Genomic DNA, 25,165 nt, shown 5'->3' with positions numbered 1-25,165 from the left:
GTGTGTAAAGATATGTATCATTTCATACTAGATAAACATGTGGTGAATGTAAACTCCAATGTAAGAGTTATGTTGGATTTAAGAGAGTGAATCTATAAATAACTTCAGAAAAATCACTAAATTCTATTTTTTTCACAATAAAATACTATAATTTGACAGGTGTTAAAAACCAAAATTATCCAGTAAAATGATGTTTGTAAGCGCTTTACAAAAAATGAATTCTAAGGAGGAAAATCATTGATTAAGTCTAAGTGGTTTAAAACAGTCGGCTCACTGGCATTGGTAGGGATTCTCGCTGCTTCTGTTGCGGTTGGTAGTGTGAGTGCTGGTTTGGCGAAAGGTAGCAAATTTCTGGGCAATATTATTGCCCACCAGGTTCCTTCGAATTTTAGCCCATATTGGAATCAGGTAACTCCAGAGAACTCTACCAAGTGGGATGCTATTGAAGGCACACGCAACGTAATGAATTGGGGCCAGGCGGACATGGCCTACAACTATGCTAACAACAATGGATTTCCGTTCAAATTCCATACGCTCGTATGGGGAAATCAACAGCCAAATTGGATTAACAGTCTCTCAGCCGCAGATCAGAAGGCTGAAGTGACACAATGGATTAAAGCCGCAGGGCAACGGTATTCGAAGTCTGCCTTTGTTGATGTGGTGAATGAACCTCTGCATGCGAAACCATCCTATCGTAATGCCATTGGTGGAGATGGAGCCACTGGCTGGGATTGGGTTATCTGGTCATTCCAACAGGCGAGACAAGCCTTCCCTAACTCCAAATTGTTAATTAATGAATATGGTATTATCGGTGATCCTGCTAAAGCGGACCAATATATCCAGATTATCAACCTTTTGAAAAACAGAGGTCTAGTTGATGGTATTGGAATCCAGGCGCATTACTTCAATATGGACAACGTTTCTGTAAACACGATGAACACGGTATTGAACAAGCTTGCAGCGACAGGGTTGCCAATCTATGTATCCGAGCTGGATATGACAGGTGACGATAATACACAATTGCAACGTTATCAGCAGAAATTCCCTGTGCTGTGGAAACACTCTGCTGTTAAAGGTGTGACGCTGTGGGGTTACAACCAAAATCAAACCTGGCAGGCTGGCTCCCACTTGGTCAATAGCAACGGTACAGAACGTCCGGCTATGCAATGGCTGAGAAATTACCTGGCGAACAATCCTTAAGCGTGCGTTTTGACGAGTCGGAGCATCCTTTATAAATCCGGTAATCATATAACACCAAATAGCGCCTGTTCTACATGTTAAGCATGGGAATATGGCGCTATTTGTGTTAGTGCTTTCTCTCAACAGTGTTCGGCAATTTATGGTGCAGGGAAACTTTTAATTTTAATCCAAATCAAGACAAAAGCGATCAGTGCAAAGATCATTCCGCTCCAGATCAGTTGATGTATCCCCAGGTTCGCGATGAACCAGCCTCCGATGGCAGTACCCAAGGTAATACCAAGGTTGGAAAAGGATACATACAAACTGTTGCCGAATTCAGGCGCATCCTGCGCTTCAGCGGTTAACCAGGTTTGGCTTACAATTAATCCTCCTGAATGCACCGATGCCCAAATAAAGACTACAATAATCATCCACATGAAGTGGGGACCGGCCCAATAGACGAGTGCGTAAGCTGCTATGTAGAGCAGGGGGAACATGAGAACAGTACGGACCACGCTCTTACGCAGAAACTGTCCAAACCCCAAATTTCCGATGATCATGACGACACCAAAGACGGTCAGCATGACACTGATCCATGATCCGCTCATGTGAGTGACTTGCCCAAGATACTCGGCGAAATAGCTGTATACAGAGAACATGGCGGCGAATATAAAAATGACTGCGGCAACATTCAGCCATAACCCGGGTTTGCGCAGAATACCAAGCTGCTTACCATAGGACATCTTTTCCTTCAAGGGCATTGAGGGTAACCAGATCCAAATTCCGATAAAGGCGACCACACTGACCATCGCTCCAAACATGAAGGCGATTTCGAGGGATAGGCGTTCAGCAAGATAAGATGTCAGTGGTACGCCAAAGGCAAAGCCCGCGGTAACTCCGGTAAATACTTTGGCGACGGCCTGACTGCTTTTCTCTGCTGGCACGAGTTGGGCACTGGTGACCAGGGCTACGGAAAAGAAGACGGGATGGAATAACGCGGGAATGATACGGAAGATCAGCATGGTATCAAAGGTTGTGGCGTAGGCATAGACGACATTCGAGATGGCAAACATCAGCACAGCGGCTAACAGGATGATTTTGCGATTAATTCCAGACGCCAGCAAGGTGAGAAAAGGGCCCGCAACGGCTACGACCAGCGCAAATATACTGACCAGCCAACCTGCCTGTGCAGCCGTAATATTGAATTTATTCGCAACCTGAGGCAGTACCCCCACGATTCCCATTTCTGTTGTAATAATCCCGAATACCCCGAGTGCCAGCATCAGGATAAGGAGTGGGTTGACCTGTTGTGATTTCATGTAAAGCGTACCTCCAATGAATTCAAATATACAGAAAAATAGATATATCATGCTAAAATGAGCCTGCCTTGCCTCCTATAATATGATGGACATGAGAGTAAGTTCTCTGGATTACATTATATCTAGATTTATAGATTTGTAAATATAAAAGGTGAAAAGTCATATCTTTAAGTTGTCTTCAGCTTGTGTTCTACAGGAGTAGTCATGGTGACAATAAGCATGGTCTGGCCCATGAAAAATAGCGCCGGCCCCGGGAATTCTTGGGCCTGACGCTTTTAACGATGTGTTGGAGTAGTTATTTCGGTTGGATAACCATGCTGTTGAACGAATCTGCCTCCAGCTTCATGTGTAGGGTATGTCCTTCTTCAAAGGTTAGATACAGGTCACGACGGTCCTGGAATGGATTGTTGATGACAACGACTAGACTGTTATCCGGGTTGCGGAAAGCAACGGATTTCCCGCTCCACGCACCTGACAGACCGACTCTTCGAGCACCAGGAACAATATGATGAGCGAAGTGTTTCATCACATAATACTCGGGGTTTCGAGTAACCTCCTTATTGTCCGGATCTACGGTGATCATGGAGTTTTGCTCCCAGCCCCATGTGCTACGGCCTTTGGGTTCCAGAACCATGTTCCAGTAGATGTACGCGTTCACTCCGTTGCTGAAGTAGTGCTGGTAGAGGTTATATACATATTTAGCGTAGTTCCATGAGTTGTTGCCATCACCGCATTCGTTCTCGGTTTGCATATAACGCAGCTCCGGATAACTCGCCGAGGTACGTTGAATGGCATTTTTGCCTGCCCATTGATACCCAACACCTTTGATATAGGAATAGGCCTTTGGATCACTCAGGACAAGCCCGGCGTACTCGTCGAAGTCGTTTGTTTTTTTCTTAATCAATTCCTCCCATGGGTCAGGGGCGTTGATTGTTCCCAGCCAGATTTCCGTATCCAGACCGTGTTGGTCAAAAGCCGGGCCCAGATAATCGGCGATAAACTCACGAAGCTGCTCGCCTGTCCACATGCAAGAAGGGAATTTCTGATCTGCAATCACTTCGTTCTGCACATGCACCTGATGGATGGTAATGCCTGCTTCACGGTAGGCCTGTACAAATTTTACGAAGTACAGGGCGTAGGCCTCCAGAATATCTTTCTCCCAACGAAGCGTGCCATAGTTATAGGCCTTGGGCGACTTCATCCACGTTGGCGGACTCCATGGCGAGGCGAAGAATTGCAGGTTCGGGTTATAAGTCAGAGCTTCCTTGATGTAAGGAATCAGATATTTGAAATCACGATTGATCGAAAAATGTTCCATGGCTACGTCGCCGTCCACCTCGTTGTGGCTATACCACTGCTCTGCATAATCACTTGCGCCGATCGGCAGGCGACAGATGTTAAACTTGTGCTCACCCTCTGGATGGAAGAGAGAGTGAAATACCTCATGGCGCTGCTCCTCATTTAAGTGGGACAAAGCCATATAACCAAGCTCGTTGAAACATCCGCCAAACCCTTCCACAAGCTGGTGCTGTTCACCCGTCAGTTTTAAGTTAGCGCTTTCATTGGTCGTTACAAAAGATAGCTCTCTCCACGGGTTGTCTTGGGTTGTGGAATAACCAGTGAGCGTAAATGTCATGTGAATTTCCTCCTCGCTTGAACCTCAGTTGTCATATAGTAGGTTCAGTATAACAACTCTCACTGCAAAAGAAGATGTGCTAAACCGTGTAAAATTTGCCCTAATCCAAGATAAAGCATCACGAGTTCGTATCCGCACAGACAGATCGTATGCTGTATTTGCTTGTGATCAGCGATGTCCATATACCATTATCCAATGTCGTAGCAAAACTATCATGGCACAACAAAAATCCCCGCTGATTGTTCAGACGGGGACTTTCGCTATGTTTCTCATATTCTCTTATGGCTGAAAATGAACGTGAGACACCTTTTAAGGCTGTACACTCTCACCAATCTGCTTATTTTCAAAAATCAGAATTGTTTTGCTGCTTCCGATGTAACCAACAGAGGTATTGAATTGCTCCGAGATGAAGCGAACCGGTACAAAAGCTTTACCATTTTTCATCAGAAGAGGAGCATCATTGATCGCAAGTGTATCATTCACGACAACTTGTTTGTTACCCACGCTCCAGCGGATAGTCTTATCATTCTGTGTGATCACGGCTTCGCGTGTACCGCTGTTCCAGTTCACACGGGCGTTTAACTGCTCCGAGACAAAACGCAGAGGCACATAGGTCCGCCCTTCATCGATAAAAGGTGCAGCATCCAGTGCATAAGCGCGATCTCCAACATAGGCGGTGGTGGACCCTTCAATCAGACGCTGGAAGCTGCCCTGCGGCGTTCGTTTCTGCTCCCGCACATTCATCCGGTTCAGAAGCTGCATCGTATGACTGCCACTCACAACATCCAGATAATTGTTCTGCACCGTGAGTCCGGCAGGCTCAACCTCTGAGACAGAAGTCTGAATACCGGAGGATAACGAGGTAGACGCCGAGATATCCTGTATAACATTTGTCGCTGACTGATCACGGGTAAACGTAAAACCTGCGATCGGTGTCAGATCCCACACCCGGTTGTTGGATAATTTCAACACGTCCAGGCTGGAAAGCTGCCGTAAAGGTTCCAGATCATAGATCTGATTGGACTCTGCATTCAGCTCTGTCAGCCCAGTCAGTTCCTCAAGCCCCTTGAGATGCTGTACTTGGTTACCAGAGATATCAAGTGTCCGAAGGCGTGTCATGTGCTCCAGTGGTGTCAGATCCGTGATTTGATTACCTGCCACATTCAGATTCCGCAGTGTATTTGGCAATTCAGCCAGTACGTCCAGCGTCTGAATCTGGTTATTCGCTACATTGAGTTGTTGGAGCCGTGTTTTACCCATGAGTGGTGTCAGATCGCTAATGGTATTGTTCGAAATCTCAAGCCACTTCAGTGCATCCGCATCCGAGAGGGCCGCAATACTGGCAATCTGGTTACCACTGGCGTGGAACGTATGTAATCGGTTGAACCCACGTACAACCTCTATGGAAGAAATGGAATTGTTGCTGATATACAGCCGTCCCAAGTCTTTTAATTCAGCAAGTGCGTCTATGGATGTAATGTAATTATTGCGAACATCGATCTCGCGAAGCTGGGTTAGGTGCGCCAGCGGTGTGAGATCCTCAATCTCATTCCCATATAATCGGAGGTGCGTCATGTTGGTTGCATATTCGAGACCGGACAGGCTGTGAATACCTGCATTGCTCAGATCCACTACCTCAAGCTGTTCCAGATCAGATGAAGTCAGTGGAACATCCAGAGGTTTGTTCAGGATTAGTTTCAGTCCGTCCTCAAGTAGGGGATCTTCGATGATTCCTTCACCCAAGTCTGAAGTCGTGTAAGCCATGGCTTGCCCCGATGCCCCGAGACTCAGGATGAATACTAGAAATAATAGCGTCATTCTTCTCATTGCATGCATTCCCTCCGATTTTTAGAATTATAAAATAATCCGAACAGATTGAGTTAGATAAGTATAGTATTTACACGATAACAGCGACCGGAAGGTTGATCTGCCCACGGGAGTGTTCAGTGTGAATTGAATAGTTTAACATATGCAGGTTCGGCTCAAAGCACATCTATAGTTATTAACCCGTCAACAGGGAAAAGGAACAAGAAATTTCGTAATGGGTATTTCTCTACTTCTATTCTATATGAAACAAACCCTGCTCTGCACTCTTCAGAGACATGTTTATCAAAAAAAATAAAACATCTCCCGCCGACCCTATTCAATCCACCCTTGAAACGGGTAAAGATGAAGTAAAGATGCCATTTTGGAGGGGAAGATGTGAGTATGCGCCAAGCCATGATCATTAGTAATCCATCGTCAGGTAAGGAAGAGGCCGAGCAGTATGTGTCCCAAGTCAGAGAAATTCTGGAGTCACAGCAGTATGAGGTGGTTGTTAATGAGACGGCCGGGGAAGGTGATGCCACCAACTACTGCCTTAGCGCCTGCAAAGACGGCTGTGATCTGGTCATCTCCATCGGAGGCGACGGTACACTACATGAGACGATTAACGGCATGATGGATCAGGATCATCGTCCCCGATTAGGCGTTATACCGCTAGGTACGGTGAATGATTTTGCACGTGCGCTGAATATCTCGCTTGACCCCGAAGAAGCCATTAGGCAGTTACGTTCGAATCAGACCCATATCGTGGATCTGGGGAAAATCAATGATCGCCTGTTTGCTAACGTTGTGGCTGCGGGTTCTTTGGCAGAAGCTTTGTTCTCCGTATCCTCGGAAGAAAAGTCGAAGTTGGGATCATTCGCATATCTGAAAGAAGGCTTGAAAGACCTGGTGAATACACCAGCCAATCATCTAACCATCGAATATGATGGACAGATCTGGGAGGGGGAATCACCATTTTTTCTGGCGGCGCTGACCAACTCGGTCGGAGGATTCGAGAAGTTGTCTCCGGATGCAGAGGTGGACGATGGTCTGATACATTGCTTTGTTGTTCGTAATATCAGTGTGTTCAACAGCCTGACCCTGGGCACTTCCCTGTTATTTGGTAGTCTGAAAGACCATAAAGATGTGGACTATTTTACAGCCAGAGATGTCCATGTCCGTTCAGTGGAAGCCATCCGCACCAATGTAGATGGGGAGGAAGGTCCTGCCCTTCCGATTCATATCCGTGTCCTGCCAAGACATATTGAGGTCATTGTACCGGAAGAAGTATAACTCATTCCTGTATAATTATAGGCGGAGACTCAGAACCTATCATTTCTCCATATGAATGTAGGATAAAGCTATTGAAACCGATTGCAGATATATGTCACAATCAAAGGTAAGATACACGATAATATTCGAATATGGAGGGAAAACATCTTGAGAACGATTAAATTGGGCAGCAGTGCACTAGAAGTACCTGTAGTCGCGGTGGGCTGCATGCGGATTAATTCACTAGACGGTAAGGAGGCCGAACATTTTGTTCGTTCTGCAATGGAGGTTGGCGCGAATTTCTTTGACCATGCCGACATTTACGGTACAGGAACATGTGAGGAGATCTTCGCCGAAGCGGTACAGATGAATCCCCAAGTTCGTGAAAATATGATTCTTCAATCCAAATGCGGTATCCGCAAAGGTATGTTTGATTTCTCCAAAGAGCACATCCTGAATTCAGTCGATGGCATCCTGCAACGTCTGAAAACGGAATATCTTGACGTTCTGCTGCTGCACCGTCCAGATACATTGGTTGAGCCGGAGGAAGTGGCTGAAGCCTTTGATCAACTGGAGCGCGAAGGTAAAGTGCGTCACTTTGGGGTATCCAACCAGAATCCGAACCAGATCGAATTGTTGAAAAAATACGTGAAACAGCCACTGGTAGCCAACCAGTTGCAGATGAGTATTACCAATACGACGATGATTGACAGTGGCATCAACGTGAACATGGAGAACGATGCTGCGGTTAACCGTGACGGTAGCATTCTTGATTACTGTCGTCTGCACGATATCACCATTCAGCCGTGGTCCCCGTTCCAGTACGGATTCTTCGAGGGTGTATTCCTGGGTAGCGACAAGTTCCCGGAATTGAATGCAAAGATTGACGAGATTGCTGCGAAGTATGACGTGAGCAATACAACGATTGCAATCGCATGGTTGCTTCGTCACCCTGCGCAGATGCAACCGGTGACAGGCACGATGAATATTGAACGTCTGCAAGACTGTGTAAAAGCAGGAGATGTTCATCTCACACGTCCAGAGTGGTATGAAATTTACCGTGCGGCAGGCAATATACTGCCTTAAATTCAAGTTATAGTGAGCATGATGACTGCTGAGTCAGTTGAGAACACGAGCCCGCAGATGGCTCGTGTTTTTTGTCTATTTTCAGGTTTGATGTCAGGCGCGTTTCCGATATAAAATAAGGATAGGATTGTCTGTTTTATAAAAGGATTAAAATGGTTTTAATACAAATTAGTTGAAATTATTATATTGACCGATACTTTCTAATTACATATAATTACTTTTGCATACCGATAATCCTGTTTATGTTTTTTATTTTGGAGGGTGGTGTTCGTTTGGAGTCGACAACCACGATACGCGATCACTTGGAAAGTTATCTGAAGCGTGAACAGATGTCCATTAGTCATTTTTCGGAAACGTCAGGGATTAATTCGGGTACGCTCAGCAATATTTTGAATAAAAATCGGCCTATTGCCATGCAGCAGTTGGATCGTATTACTTCCGCCATGAGAATGGAAGAAGGTTACTTCTATGAGTTGTACATAGATGAGTGTTTTGTGCACGCGACCCCGGACTGGCGAAGACTGGGACCCTTCCTTCATCGCTGTGCCGAGTTGGACAAGTTGGACTGTATTGAAGAGGTTATTCGTCTGATGATGGATAATCTATCCTATATTCCTTTGTTATTTGATGTGGCTGAAGAATTCTTCCAAGCGGGTAAATTCAAACCAGCCATTCTTCTATATGAAAATATCGCTGAAAGCGAGAAAATGCAACATTCCGAGCGGCTTGCACTCTGTCAGTATCGACTGTTCAGATTGGGACTGACCAATGATCAGCACCGGAATCTGATTATTGCATCTCGGTTTGAATATTATGTGGATCGGCTGGATGAACGCTACCAGTTGGATGCGCTTAACGAACTGATTAATGCTTTTGGAGCATTGCATAGATGGAACAAGGTTCAAGAGTTATCTGAAAAATTGAAAGTAAAAGCGGCTATCCATTATGAGATGAATGGCCGACGGAAACAAGAAGAGACCAAAAGACCAATTGTTTTCTATATTCTGTACTCCGATCTAGCTGCAGGAAGTGCCTGTTATCATTTGAAGGACTACACTGGGGCACTTAAATATGTTTCTTTATATTCGGATAATCGCTGGGTGAGGAACCCGGATAAAGATGAAATCGTAGTTATGAATCAGTTTCAAGAATGGGCTGAAGCTAATCGATATATATATCATTTAATGGGTGGACAGTTTGAGGTATTACCAGATTACCTGGCGTATATCTCAACGAAGGAAAATGAGATATTCCCAGCGCTTTGTGATATTGTAACGGCGGCTAATCGCTATGATAAGGATATTGATCATGTACTCAAACAGTATGAATCCTACTTCACTTATCAGGAACAGAGTAACCGAATTGGTAAAGTAAGCAGACAAGTTACGGATGATCGATATTTACGACTTTTAGCAGACTTGGGCGCATATTATCTAAAGAAAGACGAGTATCATCTAGGTATAGAATTTGTGCTAAATAGTTTAAAATTTTCTATTGAAATTAGTAGTGGACGAGGTATGCTTAGAGGTGTCGGACTGTTTGAGCAATACAGGGAATTTGCATCTGAGACGGCGAAACAGCAGTACAAAATGATCATTAGTGAGGTGCAGAAACTCAATGAAGAGAAAGTTGGCTTTGCTGATAGCTACCTGTAGTATCGTTGTACAAATCGTAGCTCCTGCTACGGAACCTGTCTCAGGCAATGACGTCCCTAACCCCGAAATTATGAGACCTGCTGATCACGGATTTGGAACGTAATAAAAATGAAAAGAACACTTCTGAATTTATTTCAGAGGTGTTCTTTTTTGTGTATCAAAGTGGAAGAATAAGTATGTCGTATCTCACATGCGCTTATGATTGGCATAATACACTAAAATATGACAAAAAGGAGGGATACTATGGATCGGCTGGATTTGATATCACGGATCGAAGATGCCAGACAGTTGTTATATCGCATGCATATGGAATACGGCAGTCTGCTTCATCCGGAAGTGATCCAGCAATCCGTAGTCCTGGACGGTCTTATTAATCAATACAACAGAGCCAAGGTAGGAAAGGCAATGAATTAAGTTCGCCTATTTACATTTGCGTCTTTGTATACTATAGTTAGTTACATGAGTAACTAACCGACTAACTGACTAATGAATACGTATGAAAGTTGGAAGCACATGAAATCGACTTTGGATGAATCTCAGCCTATTTTTCATCAGATTGCCACAATGATTATGGACGATATTGTGGAGGGTAGATTGAAGGTGGAAGAACAGGTTCCCTCAACCAATGAACTGTCACGCTTCTACAATATCAATCCGGCTACAGCTCGCAAAGGACTGCAGGAACTCGTGGACAAGGGGATTATATACAAACAGCGAGGTGTTGGAATGTTTGTTGCAAAGGGAGCAAGAGAAGCATTGCTCGTTGAACGGAAGCAAGATTTTTATGAAGAATACATCAAGCCTTTACTTGAAGAAGCCAGACGGATTCACATGAATGAAGACATGATCATTGATCTGATTCGCGGCAAGAAGGATAAGGAGAGTGAGTTATGATTCATATGGAGCAGGTCAACTACAGCTACCAGAAGACGCCCGTTCTGAACCAGGTTACGCTACATGAGAGTGAGCCAATCATTAGTGCAATCTGGGGAAGAAATGGAGCGGGTAAAACAACAATGATGAGTTTACTGGCAGGTCATAACCGCCCGGACAGTGGAACCGTTCAGATCATGGGTCAAGACCCCTATAATAATCTGACTGCTCAAGAGCATCTGTGCTACATCCAGGAGAATCATCCCCTGGGGAAAAACTGGACGGTTAGTGACCTGGTTCAAATGGGGCAATATTTTCATCCGCATTGGAATCAGGATTTGGCAGAACGTTTAATCGATGTGTTCGAACTACCGCAGAAGAAAAAGATCATTAAATTTTCGAAAGGCATGAAGACTGCCACCCAGATTATATTAGGTCTTGCCAGTAATGCTAAGATAACCATTCTGGATGAACCCACCAATGGGCTCGATGCTGAGAAGCGTAAGTTCTTCTATAATGCGCTACTGGAAAGTTATGAAGATAACCCGCGTCTGATTCTGATATCCAGCCATCATATTGAGGAGATTCAGCCTTTATGTGAGTCCCTTATCGTTTTGCAAGCCGGAGAGGTGTTGTTTAATCAACCCATGGAAGAGATGCGCGAAAAAGGAGTTCTTCTAACAGGGGTAATTGATGATATTAACCGAGTTACAGCAGGTGTTAAAGTTATAGAGTCTTCCCAGATGGGATCAACTGTGAAAGTGATGATTGATGAGCCCTACTCGAAAATGTGGAAGGATATCGCTCATTCGCAGGGACTTTCCATTGAGAAAGCGACATTACAAGATTATTTGGTTAACAGGACCCGTAATCAAGAGGGGGTTAAACCATGAACGCAGTAAAAGGTACGAACCGACTGATTCGTGATGATATGCGTTTGTATCTGGGCATATTTTCATCCATCGCTCTAATGCTCGCCGTTGTATATTTGGCCATTGGCTTCATATTTGATGTCTCGTATGCTACGCAACTGTTTGGTCCCATGTACGGAGGGATATGTACGTTTGCAATCGGGGGAATGATTACACTGTTTCCGGTTGCGATTGGAATGGGCAGTACACGAATTCAATTCATGAAATCCTTCTATATGAATTCGGTATGGATGGTTGCGGGCACCATGATCATTCTGCATGTGGCGTACTTCCTCTTACACCTGCTTCAGGAAAAAGGAATTGTTGACGTAACCCTTTATCAACCGGGCATGTTGTATTCAAGCGAATATCATTTCTTATCTTACCTATGGATTGATCTGATGTGCGGCTTTCTCGTACTGGGAATCTCTGTCTTCCTAACGGTTTGTTGGATGCGCTTGGGGATGCGTAACTTCTTCATTATGTTCTTTGGGGTAGGCTTGGTCATTACGCTGATCATTACATTGGGCGATCTTGGTGAGTTTACGTTGTGGATTGCTAGGATCAATCGCATGACATTGTTCACCGTTCTGGGGTGTATTGGTGGTGCGCTACTTCTGTCGACGTACCCGATGATGAAGAATGCGCCGCTTACCATGAAATCCAAAAAAGACTGACAGGAAACAGTTATAAAGGAACTGGGGCAATAAATCTATGCGAAATTTCCTGTAAACCAAAAAACACGAGTGCGAACACGCCTCGTGTTTTTTGTATCATCCTAAATCACTGAATATACCTATTCGGCAATCTTTGTACGCAATTCCAAATGAAGGTGTATCCCTTAAGCCTGAGCCTGCGGTTTGAATCCTTCGTCTTTGAGGTACTCGCCGGCTTCGCTACGCGTTTCAAAAGCCATATCCAGATTAACACCGGAATACACATACCACATGTCATCTTCGTATTTTAAAGTCAGCGTATGTCCATCTTCATCGACCCATGTTCCGCCACCCGTAGAGGTTGTAGACAAGGCAGGAGCAACAGCTTTTACTTGTTCTGGCTCTTCGAATTCAACTGCGTTGGGATTGTGAGACATCGCTTGGATCGTTTCATCTAACAATGTGCGCAGATCTGCTTCGGAGTAATCACGAATATTGACGAATCCTTTAGCATCGGTCTCATAGTTAGGCAGTAACCCTGCATAGATATAACCGTTACCGTTAGGGTGAATATGGAGAGCAACAATTTTTTTATCATACGCACTATCCTCGTAGTGGAAATTAACACGACCGAGAGAAACATCTTTGCGTTGCAGTTGGGGATACGATTGTAGCACTTCAAGCTTTTGTTCCACGTTAAGCATAATTGCCTCCTGTAAATGTTCAATAGAGGTGATTATAACATGCCCTCCAGTTAATTTCCCGATAAAATACTTCTCCCCAGTTCTTTCAGATGTTCCATAGCTTGCAGATAAGGATATGGTCCATAGCTTACGCGAGCTACACCGAGTGCAGCAAGTTGTTTTGGTGAAGGTTCAGGAGACGTAACCATGACGTTAATTGGCAGCGGTGAACGCTCACACAATTCCTGAATCAGTTGGTGATCCTGCAAACCGGGTACAAACAGACCACTGGCTCCTGCATCTGCATAATGGCTCGAACGTATAAGTGCTTCCTCCAGGAGAGAGTGGTTATGGTGTTCAGGTGCATGTTGCAGAAAAATATCTGTGCGGGCGTTAATGAACAACGGTATGCCTGCCTGCTCCGCAGCTTCCCGGGCAGCGGACAGTCTCGGGCATTGCTCCTCCACAGAGTACAATCCCAAGCCAGTGGGAAGTTGGTCTTCAATGTTGACTCCTACAGCACCATGATCGATGACTTGCAGGATATTTTGCTTCACTTCTGACACCAACCTCCCATACCCTCCCTCTAAATCGATCGTTACAGGTAGATCCACGCTGGCTGTAATCCGTGCCAGATTGGCAAGTACCAGATGGAATGGCATGGCTTCCCCATCTTGCTCACCATGGGCCGCAGCAACGGACCAGCTTCCGGTTGCGATGGCCGTTGCTCCAGCGGATTGAATGGCTTGCGCACTTCCGGCATCCCACACATTGACCAGAACAAGTGGTTTTCCTTTCACATGGTATTGTTGGAACAACGTTGCTTTTTCTTCTAAGGTACTCATATTATGTTGACTCTCCTTTGTTATATCATGCATTTCTTTAGACATTTGATGCGTACTTCATTAATTCATGACTTCATTCTGTTTTTCAGCTACCCTGTTTTTGTTTCTCGTGAGTCAAAAGCCAGTTTTTGCGAGTTAATCCCCCGCCATATCCACCCAGTTCGCCACTGGCATTAATTACACGGTGACATGGAATCACAATCGCAAGCTGATTGGCCCCATTCGCCTGTGCCACAGCTCGGCAAGCAGTCGGTTTTCCCAGTGCATTTGCAATCTCCTGATATGACCTCGTTTCACCAGCCGGAATGGCCAGCAACTCGTCCCACACACGCTTTTGAAATGGTGTTCCTAAACAGAACAACGGTGTGTCGAATGCTGTCCGAATACCTTGAAAGTACTCGTTTAGTTCACGCTCAATGGACTGGATGGGAGCTGTAGTGCCGGGTACAATCGCTGATTTGGTTCGTTTGCGCAGACGCTCAACTTCGCGTTCCAGACCTCTGCGGTCCACAAATTCCAGTAAATATAGCGACTCCTCATCTGCAATGGCCATCATCGGGCCGAGGCGGGTGTCAATCCAGGACGCTTTTAGGATATGTCCTTCATCGACTTGTGTAGGGGCAGCACCCATGATCCGTGAAAAGGCATCGCGGAAGCCGCTGCTTGACTCATATCCGGTAGATAATTGGCTATCGATCACGGTGCGGCCGGAGCGAATATTCTTCAGGGCAAGACCCATGCGTCGGGCACGAGCATATTCAACAAAGGTCATGCCGAACCGCTTCTTGAACTGTCGGCGCGCCGTGGATTCATCGATGGAGAGGGCCTTGAAATCTTGTCCTTTCCAGCGTTTCTCCGGATTTTTCTCCACAGCTTCTACCAAAATGCGGACGACATCGGATACCTGGTTAGGGTGAGAGAGCGGGCGACATCGCTGGCAAGGGCGATAAGAGGCCAGAAGTGCCTGCTGAGCCGTCTCATAGAATTCGCAGTTTTCGAATTTTGGCTTTCGCGCCGGGCATGTGGGACGACAGAACACACCCGTGGTTCGGACCCCAACATAGAATAAACCCTCGTATTCCGAATCTTTGGCCACAAGCGCCTCGTAATATTGTTCCTTCAGATCAGCAGAAATCATGGGGGCACGTCCTTACTCATTAGAATCTTTTATCTATAACCTATTATAGAAAAACGTTGCAGCAAGCATCGCCGAAAATCAGGCATGAATATTGGATAGATTAAATCGGATATAACATTGAAATTCGGTTGTTCAGAATTTGTTTAGAGTGAACTGGTAGTATAGACCTATCAGGGTAGGGACACTTAGGCAAAGATACCTATATGGTGAAAAAGATAGTTATTGATCATTCATTGTTATAGGAAAAATACATAGGTAAACATGAAATTAAAGATTAGCGGAATGAAAGTCTGGAGGTCGACTAGAATGAGATATTCTACGTACAAAAGTATTTATGAATCCGTTTATACCAAAACGTCCGAGTCTCGCACCGTGTATGTTAAAGATCAATTCATGCAGCGTGTGAAGACGCCAACCTGGCTAATGAAGATCGTCACTATAACTCTAATTATAATCATAGGGTGTAGCGCTGTATTCACTGCATTTGCAGGGGATGAGCAATTGTTGTCGGGGGACCAGATCGTTGTATCTCAGGGAGATACACTGTGGGGCATTTCATTGGCACATAAACCTCAGCAGATGGACACTCGTGTGTATGTAGAAGCAATCAAGAAAGTGAACAAAATCGAGCATAACGCCATCCAGATTGGACAAGTGTTGGTCTTGCCTGGGTTTGATCGATAAAATAAACGGTGCATGACGTCATGAACAGAGTTCTTTCTTTACTCATCGAAGTGCAGTTACATACTGAATTTATTAATCATTTACATATAATGGAGCTTCATGTGGGACGATATGGTGTAGTGATTAGTAAGTGGTGTGCTATATAAGTTGAACTAAAGAATATTTACACTGACACTACGATGACAGAATAACCTTCCAATCGCTGTTATCCCCAGATTTTTTGATTCCCTTTTCTTAAAGGGAAAATCCGGGGATAGCGTATGCTTCCGATGCAGCTTTCTTTCAGAAAGCTTTTTAGGCAAACGCTTCGCTTTTTCAGTTTTTTTCTGTCCTCTCCGTTATCGTGTAAATGATTAGTTCAACTGATATAGATATATGTGCTGTAGATAGATGAAGGGAGAATTAGATGATGAAAATAAATATAAAGAAATCTGCACTTTGCATGTCTGTGCTATGTATTTCGTTATTAGTCACTGCCTGTGGCACTAGTGGAGAATCGGTTCAGGAGCACGCCTATCCGCAATCGAAGCAACCCGTAGAGGAAGCTGGGGAAAACTCTGTTCCGAATGCGGATGCGAAGAATAACAATGATCAAGGTAGTGCCGGTGGTGATGAGGGCAAGCCTACGGCTCAATCGGAATCCACTGAACCGTCTGAGCAGATTGATATCGTCATTGACCAGTCGGAGAAACCTAGCGAGGGTAACAGCTTTGATTTTGGAATCAAGCAGGTTCCGAAGGGCTATACACTAACGGAGATGCGATGGACGTCTAACACGGTGACGATTGTGAATTCACTACAGGAAGCTATTGAACATGGCGGAAATGGTGAAGAGGGGTTTTACTTTAGCGGCAATGGACAATTCTCCGGCTTTATCTATTCGGATGAGATGAAGGGTGAGCGGGGCAAAGCCACATTTGTCTTCACAAATGATGAGGGGAACGAAATCATGTCCGAAAAAGAAATTACGTTGAAGTAGCAGGCACATCATGAAGGCTCCATCTAGAGCCTGTTGAACAGGAAAAGCAGCCACTTGGGCTGCTTTTTTTGACATACATAATTACAAGCTCGCCAATCTATCTGTTGCTACATAAAGTCAAAGAAGTAACGGACCACGTGGAACATAACCGGTGAGGTATAGGTCAAGCTGTCGACCCGGCTCAGGTAGCTTTTTTTGAGCGAATCGAACTTGTTGTCATCCCCAATTAATAGGTCGCGCTTCAGTACAGACACCGTCAGACTGCCGAAGAATCCGGCCAGACTGATCAAGACCCCGATGAACAGCGAGAATTTCCAATCAAATGGCGTCAGGTAGGGATGGATAAAATACGACGTTGCTGTCGTTACAATGAACGCACACGCGAACCCTTCCCAGGTGACAAAAGGATTGGCGGTAGGCACCACTTTTCGTTTGCCCAGATAGAGAGAGACGAGATAGTGCACCACATCATTAAGCTGTGTTAACACGACCAAGAACAATACCAGCTTGGACCCGTACTCCGGTGTGGCAAAAGGAAAATAGGCCAGGTGGCTCAGTCCGAACACCATCAGCATCAGTCCCCATTGTGTGGAGCTGACACTGCGCAGGAACCCGACCGTACCTTTGTTGATCAGACGCGGCAGGGGCAGCACCAGGAACACATATAGTGGAATAAACACGATAAACATGCCATACCATCCAATGTAGATCCAGTAGAACTGAACCGGAATCGCCAGATACGCCCATAGGAACAGCCTGCGGTCGGCTTTGCGTGTACTGCGAATCATGGAGAAGTATTCTTTGAGTGAGAAGAATGCGAGCACCATGAGGGAAATCAGCGATACAATGGGGTTAAAAAGGGTGGCGAGGCAGAAAATCACAAACATACCCCACCAGGTTTTGATTTTTTGGCCGATGCCTGAATAGTCTTTGCTTGGCTGGAGCTTTGCAATAATTTTGTACACGATATGTATCACAAGTAAAGCTGTGAAGATTAATGTTAGTGTAAAGAGTGAACTGCTCACGTACCGATCACCTGCTTATTCAAAGTAAGATTCCATTATAGGGTACCTATGTTATTATGAAGGAATAGTACCAACTTGATAAGGGGAAATTTTGCTATGACAGATGAACGCTCCATCTATATCCTGCTTACGAATACAGGAACGCTGTTTACCAAGGTTATTCAGAGTTATACCCGAGCGCCATATAATCACGCATCGATCTCATTTGACCGGGAGTTAACCGAGCTGTACAGCTTCGGCCGCAAGCATCCGAGTAATCCGCTGAATGGCGGGTTTGTGAAGGAAGATATTCAGACAGGTACATACAGCAAGTATCCCAATACCACATGTGTCATATACAAGCTTCAGGTGACGGATCGTGAAGTGGAAAAGATGAAACGTGTGCTGCATATCTTCATCCGCAGCCGCCAGAAATATATGTACAATCTGCTCGGCGTGATTGGCATTACACTCAAGGAACCTGTGGAGTTCAGCAACTCCTACTTCTGCTCCCAATTTGTAGCCGAGATTCTACAGCGTTCGGGAATCAAATTGTGGAATAAGCTGCCGGCGCTGGTGACACCGGATGATTTTCGCCAGAGTGAACGATTGCAATTGGTCTATGAAGGAAAGTTAAGCGAGTATACGCTGGGGAATGCAGAGCAAAAGTAGGCGCGTGTGCTGATGCTTGCCAAGCAAATCCAATCATGAAACAGCCTGCTGCCACGGATGACGAGGCAACAGGCTATTTGTGTACTTCATATAGATGATGGTGAGGATTATCGGTCAAAATCAACCTCTTCCAGGAATTTGATCACTTCACCATTTGGACTGTGGACAAGCGCATTTCTAACCCGAAGAGCAGGTTCGCCAAGCGATATCTAATCCGGTTCAACATAGGCCTTGGCTCCATGGAGGAGCGCTCGCTGATCGGGAGAGATCAGCATACATGCGCGATAGACTGATAGTAGGTCTTAGATGACATATTTAACGAAAAAATGTTGAATTATGACGAAAAAAATGAAATAAACCCCCGTTTTTAATATATATAATGGAAATAATACCTTTTATTTGCTTCAATGTTCAGAATCCGTTCAGAGTTGTGTACTACAATAGGCCTATCTTTTGAAAGCGAGATTAGGGGGATAAGAAATATGCAGTACAGAAAAATAGTGAAGATATTGCTCATTTTGCTATTGGTAGCACCATGGTTGGCACCAGTAGGGAAGGTTAGCGCAGAAGTTTCGTATCCGGTACCGGGGAAAGATGGTCTAATTACAGTGAAGAACATTGGTGATGACTCGGTTGAACTAAGTTGGGAGTATGCCGAGTCAGTTACAACGTCTTCACCTGATCTGAATTATCAAGTATTCGTCTCCCTGGCACCTAATATCAAAGATATGGAGGAAATCAGCGGATTTCCACAATACGCGTATGGTAATTGGGTTGGTGGTAGCGATTCCGAAACAGGTACATTCACCAAAGTGATTACGGATTTGGTCGAAGGAGAAACGTACTATTTTAATGTAATCGTTCAGGATAGAAATAATATGGAAATTGCATACCAGATGCAATCCATAACATTTACATCTAATACGTTGCTAAGCGAATTCAACAATGTTATTGGGGGAAATTTTGATGCCTCAAGAATAAGTGAGTTACTTCAAAATACGAGCTTCATCACCATGGTTCCAGCATTTGAATCCCTCCCTTCTGATGAACAGAATGCAATCATATCGTTAGTGGGACATTCCCATCTACCAGATGGTAAGTATCTGAACACGGATCAAATTCAATTTATGGTTGATCTAGCATTCCAAGGTCTATTAGTTATGCGTGAACATCAATTGCCTGTTATGCAAGCTAAGCTAACCTCTTATTTTGAGAAACTAGCTAGTGCGAACAATGTTTTCAGCCCAGAATATTTAAGTGCGATTCAGCCACAACTATATCAGTATCTATTGGGGCCCGATCTGGATAAAAACATATTATCATATTCAGTTAATCTAGATAGAATTGGAAATGATTTATCACTAGAACAGTCTGTGATGAATCTCAATATGATGCTTAGTCAAAGTTTCTATTTTACCAAAGCATCAACGACTAACGAAATGAATGAAGCTTTAACAGGGCTATATAAAATTCAACAAAAAGCGGAGCAATATAAGGGAACTCCTAAGGAGAGCCTCATAGGGATATTCCCTCTTGATTTCCATAAAATGCAGATTATTTCTTCTAATGTTGCGGAAATGGAACGGTTGTCAAAGTGGATGTTGGATAGAAAGCCAAATGGGGGTTACACCAATTACAGTGAGATACAAATAGCTTTCAATAACTTCTTCTTCCCGATGATTCCACCACTACCGACATTCCCACCATTCCCACCAATTCAGCCAATACCGGTAGCACCAGCAGTAAGTGTAGATGACAATGCAAATGTCATTGTTGATGCCGATGAGACTATGGAATACACTCAGAACAATGGCGAAAATTGGTTAGATTACAGCTCCACGAACCCACCCCAATTTGAAGGGAATACAACGGTATGGGTTCGTGTTAAGGCAAACGGAAGTAATACTGCAAGCCTCTATAAGATCTTGGTATTTACTCAGAATATAGAAACAGACTCACTTGAGCTATTGAATCTAGCTAAGAGTAATGAAGATGTAGAAGGTGTGCTTGCCGCAATCCAAGGTTCCGCATTGGGACTCGAACTGCCTATAGATTTCAGTGATTGGAGCAACGATGAGAAAGAATCTGTAGCTGTATTTGTCACTTTAATGAATGGGGCAAAAGGATATGTGAGTAAAGAACAAGTGCAATATGTACTTGATATGGCTGTAGAACCACGAAACCTCTTTAATAAACCTGAACTGACTGATGTTGAGGAGAATATCAATGCTTATTTTTCAAAATTATTAAATTTACCTGAAGTTTTTAGCATAAACCTCGACCCAAGTATTCAATCACTATATAAAGTAGGGAGAATGTATGAAAATTTGTCTGTTGTAGATAAACAAATTTTTGCATACCGCATGAAATTTTACTCAATGCGTGATGAGATTCCTTCATATCAGAACAGAGATCAACTTTCTACGTCGTTATCTACTTATAATGCAATCAATGATGTAACTACTCAAACCAAGATGTATAATGCTTTGGTACGTCTTCGTTTAGTACAGAAGGAATCAACACAGTATAACAATCTCCCTAGTACTATCAAATATATGGTAGAGTTTCCGCTTAACATGGACAAAGTGGATAGCATAGATTATGCGACATATAGAAAACTTGCCCAATGGATGATTGATAAGCGTCCAGTTGGTGGTTATGAAAACTATAAAAACATCCAAAAAACGTTTGATCAGTTCTTTAATCCAGCAGATCCTTTGAAGGTAATCAACGAAGCGAGAGCTACGAAGAATACTGATGCTATCCTGGGAGCAATTACTCAACCGGAATGGTTGGATCTTCCGGCTGGCTTTGACACTCTCCAACCTGAGGAGAAGAAAGCCATAGCTAATGTGGTAATGACCTTTTTACCGAGTGACTATGCCTATAATCTTAAGAAACAAGTTGAATATGCTGTGGAAATTGGATATAAAGGCATCCAAACGATCAAACAAACAGACAGGATTCTTTTCCAACAGCATTTGAATGAGTTCTATTCCCTTTTTGTTGAGTCAACAGAGTACTTTGAATATCCAGGGATGGAAATGTTTAAAGAGTTAGGTCAAAAATATTTAAATGCATCCAATGTGGATAAAGAGTTGCTTGCTTATACCGCAAAACGTCTGTTTCAGGGTTCGGATCTTTCAATTGAACAGGTTTACGGTGCTTCATTAATGTTAGTCATGAATTATTCCTACATTAATGAAACTATAGACGTTAGCGAGATGAAGAAAGCCATGCTGATGCTATACAGTTTCCAGCAATCTACTGAGATGATGGAGCCTTTCGAACCATTCCTGCTTAAGTTGAATGCTATGAAGGATCTAGTAGAAGATGAGAATCGAATGGGAAAACTGGCTAAATGGATGCTGGACCGTAAGCCTGCTAACGGATACAGCAGTATTAGCGAAGTGCAGATAGCATTTGATCGTTTCTTCGATCAGGTCATTATTATTAATCCAACACCAACACCATCAACTGGCGGTGGAAGTGGAGGAGGATCTTCACCTGTAACGTCTACACCTGCACCAACAACGAAACAAGAACAGATCGTGGTTGACGTTAATGGAACAAACGGTACCAACCTGACCAAAACACCGATCACCCGTACAACCGAAACCAACGGCACGATCAAAGACCTGGTGAAAATGACCGAAGTGATTGCCAAGGAATCTGTTGAAAAAGCGAAGCAATTGAACATGAACACCGCACGCATTGTCATCCCAGACACCAAAGATTCCGTGTCCGAGACACGTATTGAACTGCCTAAGGCAGCGGTGAAAGAACTAAATGATGGTTCGCTGAAACTTGAAATCTCTACAGAGAATGTAGTGATTTCCGTTCCGACGAATTCCATCGCCGGATTCGATCAAGACTTATACTTCCGCGTTGTACCTTTGAAAAAAGAATCGGAACATAAAGAAGTCGAAGAACGTGCGAAGAAAGAGCAATTGATTCAACAAGTTGCTCCGAATACGAATGTACGTGTACTGGCTCGTCCGGTAGAGATCGACACGAATATGCAGAGCCGTGAAGTGACGCTCACATTGCCACTGCGTGACAGTCTGCCAACCGATCCGGCTGCTCGTCAGCAAGCATTGGACAACCTGGCGATCTATATCGAACATAGTGACGGCACAAAAGAATTGATTCAAGGCAAATTGGTGAAACTCGCGGATAACAGCGAAGGTATCGAATTTACCGTAACCAAATTCAGTACGTTCACCCTCGTTGTTGTAGATGGACTGAAAGCTTCACAAAGTACACATCAACCGTACATCCAAGGATTTGGTGTAGATTTCCGCCCAGATGCATTCGTAACACGTGCACAGATGGCAGCTATGCTGGCTCGCAATCTTCCAACTGAACCGGCAGCAGGTTCCGCGAATAGCGAGAGCTACAAGGATGTATCTGCGACACACTGGGCAACAAGTGAGATTCAAAAAGCACAATCCGCTGGCATCATGAACGGCATGAGTAACACCCAATTTGCACCGGAAGGCTCGATTACCCGTGCACAGATGGCAACGATTGCGTATCGCTGGATGCAGCAACAAGCGAGTGCAACAACCGTGAATGGTCCAGCAGTTTCCTTCACAGACGTATCCGCAGACCTGTGGGCAGCAGATGCGATTGCATACGTGCAATCCGCTGGCCTGATGGTTGGCTATAACGATGGTACATTCAAACCGGACAGTAAACTGACGCGTGCGGAAGCGGTGAAAGTGCTGAATGTATTATTCAACCGCACACCCCTAACTGGTACAGTTACGTTAACGTTCAGTGATGTACCAGCAACACATTGGGCATATGCAGATATCGAAGCTGCTGCGCAGAAGTAATATTTTTAAGAAGAAAAAGGGGTGATTAACGCAGTAGCATATGGAAAAGAGAACCCCTAATAATGGATAGGATATGACAATACAATAGATAGAATAAAAAGAGAGCTGTTCCAAAAGCCATACATGGGCTAGGAACAGCTCCTTTTTGCGGTTTAGTGTGACTCAACAAGGGTACGTCAAATCGTCTAGGTTTGTTAGCGCTTGATTACCCATTAGTTATTCTGTTTACGCAGTTGTACTACTCTTTATCGGGCGTGTGTGCAGCATTCTCGTAAAACTTACCATCCCGCAATTGATCCACGAATCCTTGTAGCCAGACGTAGTATTGCTCCGCATGTTGGAGTTTGTGCAGATCACGCAGTGCATCATCTCGATCTTTGGAAGAGGTATGTTCCGAAAGGATCATTGCCGACAGGTCAGGAATGACCTCACGAATGCCTTCTAACATGACATCTACTTCCCGTTGGAGCTTGGCCCCAAAGAAATTCTGGAATGTACGATAGAAGTCGGTCTCTGCCAGATACTGATCCTGGCGCTCCTTCTTTTCCTCCAGTTTATAGATCATCTGTGATTCTGTAAGCGAACGAACCGCATAGCTCATGTTGCTCTTGCTCATATTCATCGAGTTTTTCATCTCTTCAAGTGTCATCGGTCGATCTTCAAAATACATGATGCCGTATAATTTGCCAAACGTATGATTAACCCCATATAGATCCATCGTATTGGCGATGGCCTCAATGACTCTCTCCCTCAGCGCATGCCGATCAGGTAACGAAGAATGATTCGGTTTCCCGGCAGTTTCTTTTCCCACAATGTCACCTCTGGTTTATGATAGCGTTCCCACTAGCTGCCTCATATTTTACATGACTTGCTCCAATTTTAACATAACCCGGAATTAGAATTTTCAATACGAGTGTACAATAAATTTTGTACAGAATAAATATAAAGTTGATTATACTCAAAAATTCCCAATCATTAAAGAAAAATTGGACAGTAAGGAGTGGGGGATTTGCGTTTAAAACTATGGAGGGAGTCTGAGGCGGTCCTATTCACGCTACCAGCTCTAATCCCATTGCTGATCTTCTGGCTGGGACCTCTGGGATATATCGTTTATCTCAGTTTCACCGATTGGGACTTCATGAGCCCGGACAAGTTGTTCGTTGGGTTGGACAATTACAGTTATCTGCTGACAAACTCTGAATTCTATCGATCGCTGAAAGTAACCTTGTTATTCGGACTGGGCAGTGTAATCCCAACCATTGTGGGCGGATTGGCACTTGCGATGCTCATGAATAGCAGAATCAAATCATCCGGCATCTTCCGGACATTACTCTTCTCGCCTTGGGTCACCCCAACAGTTGCGGTGTCCATTGCGTGGTCCTGGATCTTTGAGCCCGAAGTGGGACTCGCTAATCTGATGCTGGGCTGGGTAGGCGTATCTCCGATCGGCTGGTTGCGTGACGCGGACTGGGCATTGGTTGCTGTTCTGATCGTCACGCTCTGGAAGTCGATTGGGTGGGCAATGGTATTTTATCTCGTTGCGCTACGAAATCTACCGTCCGATCTGCTCGAAGCAGCTTCAATTGATGGAGCCAACGGTTGGGACAAGTTCAGAAGTATCACATTGCCGCTGATCTCACCAACGACGTTTTTTCTCTCGATTATTCTTACCATCCAGTCCTTGCAAGCCTATGACCAGATCAATGTCATGACGCAGGGCGGACCGGCGGGATCAACGAGAACGTTGCTGTACATGTATTACCAGTCTGCATTCGAATCCTTTAATGTAGGTGAGGCTTCATCTATCGCCGTTGTGATTATTCTGATCTGCGTGTTGCTGTCGGGTGTATCCTTCCTGCTTGGCAGACGTCTGGTGCACTACTAATGACAATGACATTGCCTACTAAAAAGTCTAAACGGATGAAG

At 44.4% G+C, this 25,165-nt stretch carries 21 protein-coding genes; 13 read left to right on the top strand and 8 right to left on the bottom strand.

The genetic code is table 11. The features are described 5' to 3' along the window. Nucleotides 1-237 precede the first annotated feature (237 nt). Nucleotides 238-1,200 (top strand): endo-1,4-beta-xylanase, encoded by a 963-nt coding sequence (locus tag AC6CIF_RS24285; protein ID WP_498201819.1) that lies wholly within the window; start codon nt 238-240, stop codon nt 1,198-1,200. 137 nt (nt 1,201-1,337) lie between these two features. Here AC6CIF_RS24285 and AC6CIF_RS24280 read toward each other — a convergent pair whose 3' ends face one another. From AC6CIF_RS24280 to AC6CIF_RS24270, 3 genes are all read right to left on the bottom strand, one after another. Continuing rightward, nucleotides 1,338-2,498 carry an MFS transporter gene (locus tag AC6CIF_RS24280; protein ID WP_498201818.1) on the bottom strand — a complete coding sequence of 387 codons (1,161 nt, stop codon included), beginning with the start codon at nt 2,496-2,498 and terminating at the stop codon, nt 1,338-1,340. 295 nt (nt 2,499-2,793) lie between these two features. After that, on the bottom strand, nt 2,794-4,134 hold the full coding sequence (locus AC6CIF_RS24275) for a glycoside hydrolase family 30 protein (RefSeq protein WP_498201817.1): 1,341 nt from the start codon (nt 4,132-4,134) through the stop codon (nt 2,794-2,796). Nucleotides 4,135-4,443: 309 nt separating this feature from the next. Further along, nucleotides 4,444-5,961 (bottom strand): leucine-rich repeat domain-containing protein, encoded by a 1,518-nt coding sequence (locus AC6CIF_RS24270; RefSeq protein ID WP_498201816.1) that lies wholly within the window; start codon nt 5,959-5,961, stop codon nt 4,444-4,446. Between the two features lie 381 nt (nt 5,962-6,342). On the opposite strand from AC6CIF_RS24270, the gene AC6CIF_RS24265 reads away from it, so the two are divergent. The 7 genes from AC6CIF_RS24265 (at nt 6,343) to AC6CIF_RS24235 (ending at nt 12,414) form a co-directional block, all read left to right on the top strand. After that, nucleotides 6,343-7,233 carry a diacylglycerol/lipid kinase family protein gene (locus AC6CIF_RS24265; protein WP_498201829.1) on the top strand — a complete coding sequence of 297 codons (891 nt, stop codon included), beginning with the start codon at nt 6,343-6,345 and terminating at the stop codon, nt 7,231-7,233. A 147-nt stretch (nt 7,234-7,380) separates the two neighbouring features. Beyond that, on the top strand, nt 7,381-8,298 hold the full coding sequence (locus tag AC6CIF_RS24260; RefSeq protein ID WP_017691548.1) for an aldo/keto reductase: 918 nt from the start codon (nt 7,381-7,383) through the stop codon (nt 8,296-8,298). Between the two features lie 272 nt (nt 8,299-8,570). Next, nucleotides 8,571-9,953: a transcriptional regulator gene (locus tag AC6CIF_RS24255; protein ID WP_498201815.1), complete on the top strand. Its 1,383-nt coding sequence runs from the start codon at nt 8,571-8,573 to the stop codon at nt 9,951-9,953. A 243-nt stretch (nt 9,954-10,196) separates the two neighbouring features. Continuing rightward, nucleotides 10,197-10,367 carry an aspartyl-phosphate phosphatase Spo0E family protein gene (locus AC6CIF_RS24250; RefSeq protein ID WP_017691550.1) on the top strand — a complete coding sequence of 57 codons (171 nt, stop codon included), beginning with the start codon at nt 10,197-10,199 and terminating at the stop codon, nt 10,365-10,367. 99 nt (nt 10,368-10,466) lie between these two features. Continuing rightward, nucleotides 10,467-10,847 carry a GntR family transcriptional regulator gene (locus AC6CIF_RS24245; protein WP_036611682.1) on the top strand — a complete coding sequence of 127 codons (381 nt, stop codon included), beginning with the start codon at nt 10,467-10,469 and terminating at the stop codon, nt 10,845-10,847. Continuing rightward, nucleotides 10,844-11,719, top strand: a complete 876-nt coding sequence (locus AC6CIF_RS24240; RefSeq protein WP_498201814.1) for an ATP-binding cassette domain-containing protein — start codon at nt 10,844-10,846, stop codon at nt 11,717-11,719. Before AC6CIF_RS24245 ends, AC6CIF_RS24240 begins: the two co-directional genes overlap by 4 nt. Beyond that, nucleotides 11,716-12,414, top strand: coding sequence for a hypothetical protein (locus AC6CIF_RS24235; protein ID WP_498201813.1), 699 nt, complete (start codon nt 11,716-11,718; stop codon nt 12,412-12,414). The genes AC6CIF_RS24240 and AC6CIF_RS24235 overlap by 4 nt, the downstream gene beginning before the upstream one ends. A 164-nt stretch (nt 12,415-12,578) precedes the next feature. On the opposite strand, the gene AC6CIF_RS24230 is transcribed toward AC6CIF_RS24235, so the two are convergent. The 3 genes from AC6CIF_RS24230 to AC6CIF_RS24220 form a co-directional block, all read right to left on the bottom strand. Continuing rightward, on the bottom strand, nt 12,579-13,097 hold the full coding sequence (locus AC6CIF_RS24230) for a hypothetical protein (RefSeq protein WP_339787741.1): 519 nt from the start codon (nt 13,095-13,097) through the stop codon (nt 12,579-12,581). Between the two features lie 50 nt (nt 13,098-13,147). Beyond that, nucleotides 13,148-13,921, bottom strand: coding sequence for an isocitrate lyase/PEP mutase family protein (locus AC6CIF_RS24225; RefSeq protein ID WP_498201812.1), 774 nt, complete (start codon nt 13,919-13,921; stop codon nt 13,148-13,150). Nucleotides 13,922-14,006: 85 nt separating this feature from the next. Then, on the bottom strand, nt 14,007-15,059 hold the full coding sequence (locus AC6CIF_RS24220) for a bifunctional transcriptional activator/DNA repair enzyme AdaA (protein WP_133386327.1): 1,053 nt from the start codon (nt 15,057-15,059) through the stop codon (nt 14,007-14,009). 306 nt (nt 15,060-15,365) lie between these two features. On the opposite strand from AC6CIF_RS24220, the gene AC6CIF_RS24215 reads away from it, so the two are divergent. Both AC6CIF_RS24215 and AC6CIF_RS24210 read left to right on the top strand, forming a co-directional pair. Beyond that, on the top strand, nt 15,366-15,743 hold the full coding sequence (locus tag AC6CIF_RS24215) for a LysM peptidoglycan-binding domain-containing protein (RefSeq protein WP_498201811.1): 378 nt from the start codon (nt 15,366-15,368) through the stop codon (nt 15,741-15,743). Nucleotides 15,744-16,149: 406 nt separating this feature from the next. Then, nucleotides 16,150-16,722: a hypothetical protein gene (locus AC6CIF_RS24210; RefSeq protein WP_498201810.1), complete on the top strand. Its 573-nt coding sequence runs from the start codon at nt 16,150-16,152 to the stop codon at nt 16,720-16,722. Between the two features lie 107 nt (nt 16,723-16,829). Here the strand turns inward: AC6CIF_RS24210 and AC6CIF_RS24205 are convergent, their stop codons facing one another. Next, nucleotides 16,830-17,747: a phosphatidate cytidylyltransferase gene (locus AC6CIF_RS24205; protein WP_076213755.1), complete on the bottom strand. Its 918-nt coding sequence runs from the start codon at nt 17,745-17,747 to the stop codon at nt 16,830-16,832. A gap of 96 nt (nt 17,748-17,843) precedes the next feature. Here AC6CIF_RS24205 and AC6CIF_RS24200 point away from each other — a divergent pair, with 96 nt between their 5' ends. Both AC6CIF_RS24200 and AC6CIF_RS24195 read left to right on the top strand, forming a co-directional pair. After that, entirely contained in the window at nt 17,844-18,398 is a 555-nt protein-coding gene (locus tag AC6CIF_RS24200) for a hypothetical protein (RefSeq protein WP_498201808.1), read from the top strand. Between the two features lie 482 nt (nt 18,399-18,880). After that, nucleotides 18,881-23,239 carry a DUF4073 domain-containing protein gene (locus AC6CIF_RS24195; protein WP_498201807.1) on the top strand — a complete coding sequence of 1,453 codons (4,359 nt, stop codon included), beginning with the start codon at nt 18,881-18,883 and terminating at the stop codon, nt 23,237-23,239. Between the two features lie 238 nt (nt 23,240-23,477). Here the strand turns inward: AC6CIF_RS24195 and AC6CIF_RS24190 are convergent, their stop codons facing one another. Further along, on the bottom strand, nt 23,478-24,050 hold the full coding sequence (locus AC6CIF_RS24190; protein WP_498201806.1) for a GbsR/MarR family transcriptional regulator: 573 nt from the start codon (nt 24,048-24,050) through the stop codon (nt 23,478-23,480). Between the two features lie 198 nt (nt 24,051-24,248). On the opposite strand from AC6CIF_RS24190, the gene AC6CIF_RS24185 reads away from it, so the two are divergent. Then, the gene (locus tag AC6CIF_RS24185) at nt 24,249-25,124 is read left to right on the top strand and encodes a carbohydrate ABC transporter permease (RefSeq protein ID WP_498201805.1); all 876 of its coding nucleotides are present in this window, start codon (nt 24,249-24,251) and stop codon (nt 25,122-25,124) included. Nucleotides 25,125-25,165 lie beyond the last annotated feature (41 nt).

This window comes from Paenibacillus sp. GQ49 (assembly GCF_059759055.1).
The sequence above is the reverse complement of the archived record's forward strand: the minus strand, read 5'-3'. Positions and strand labels throughout refer to the sequence as shown.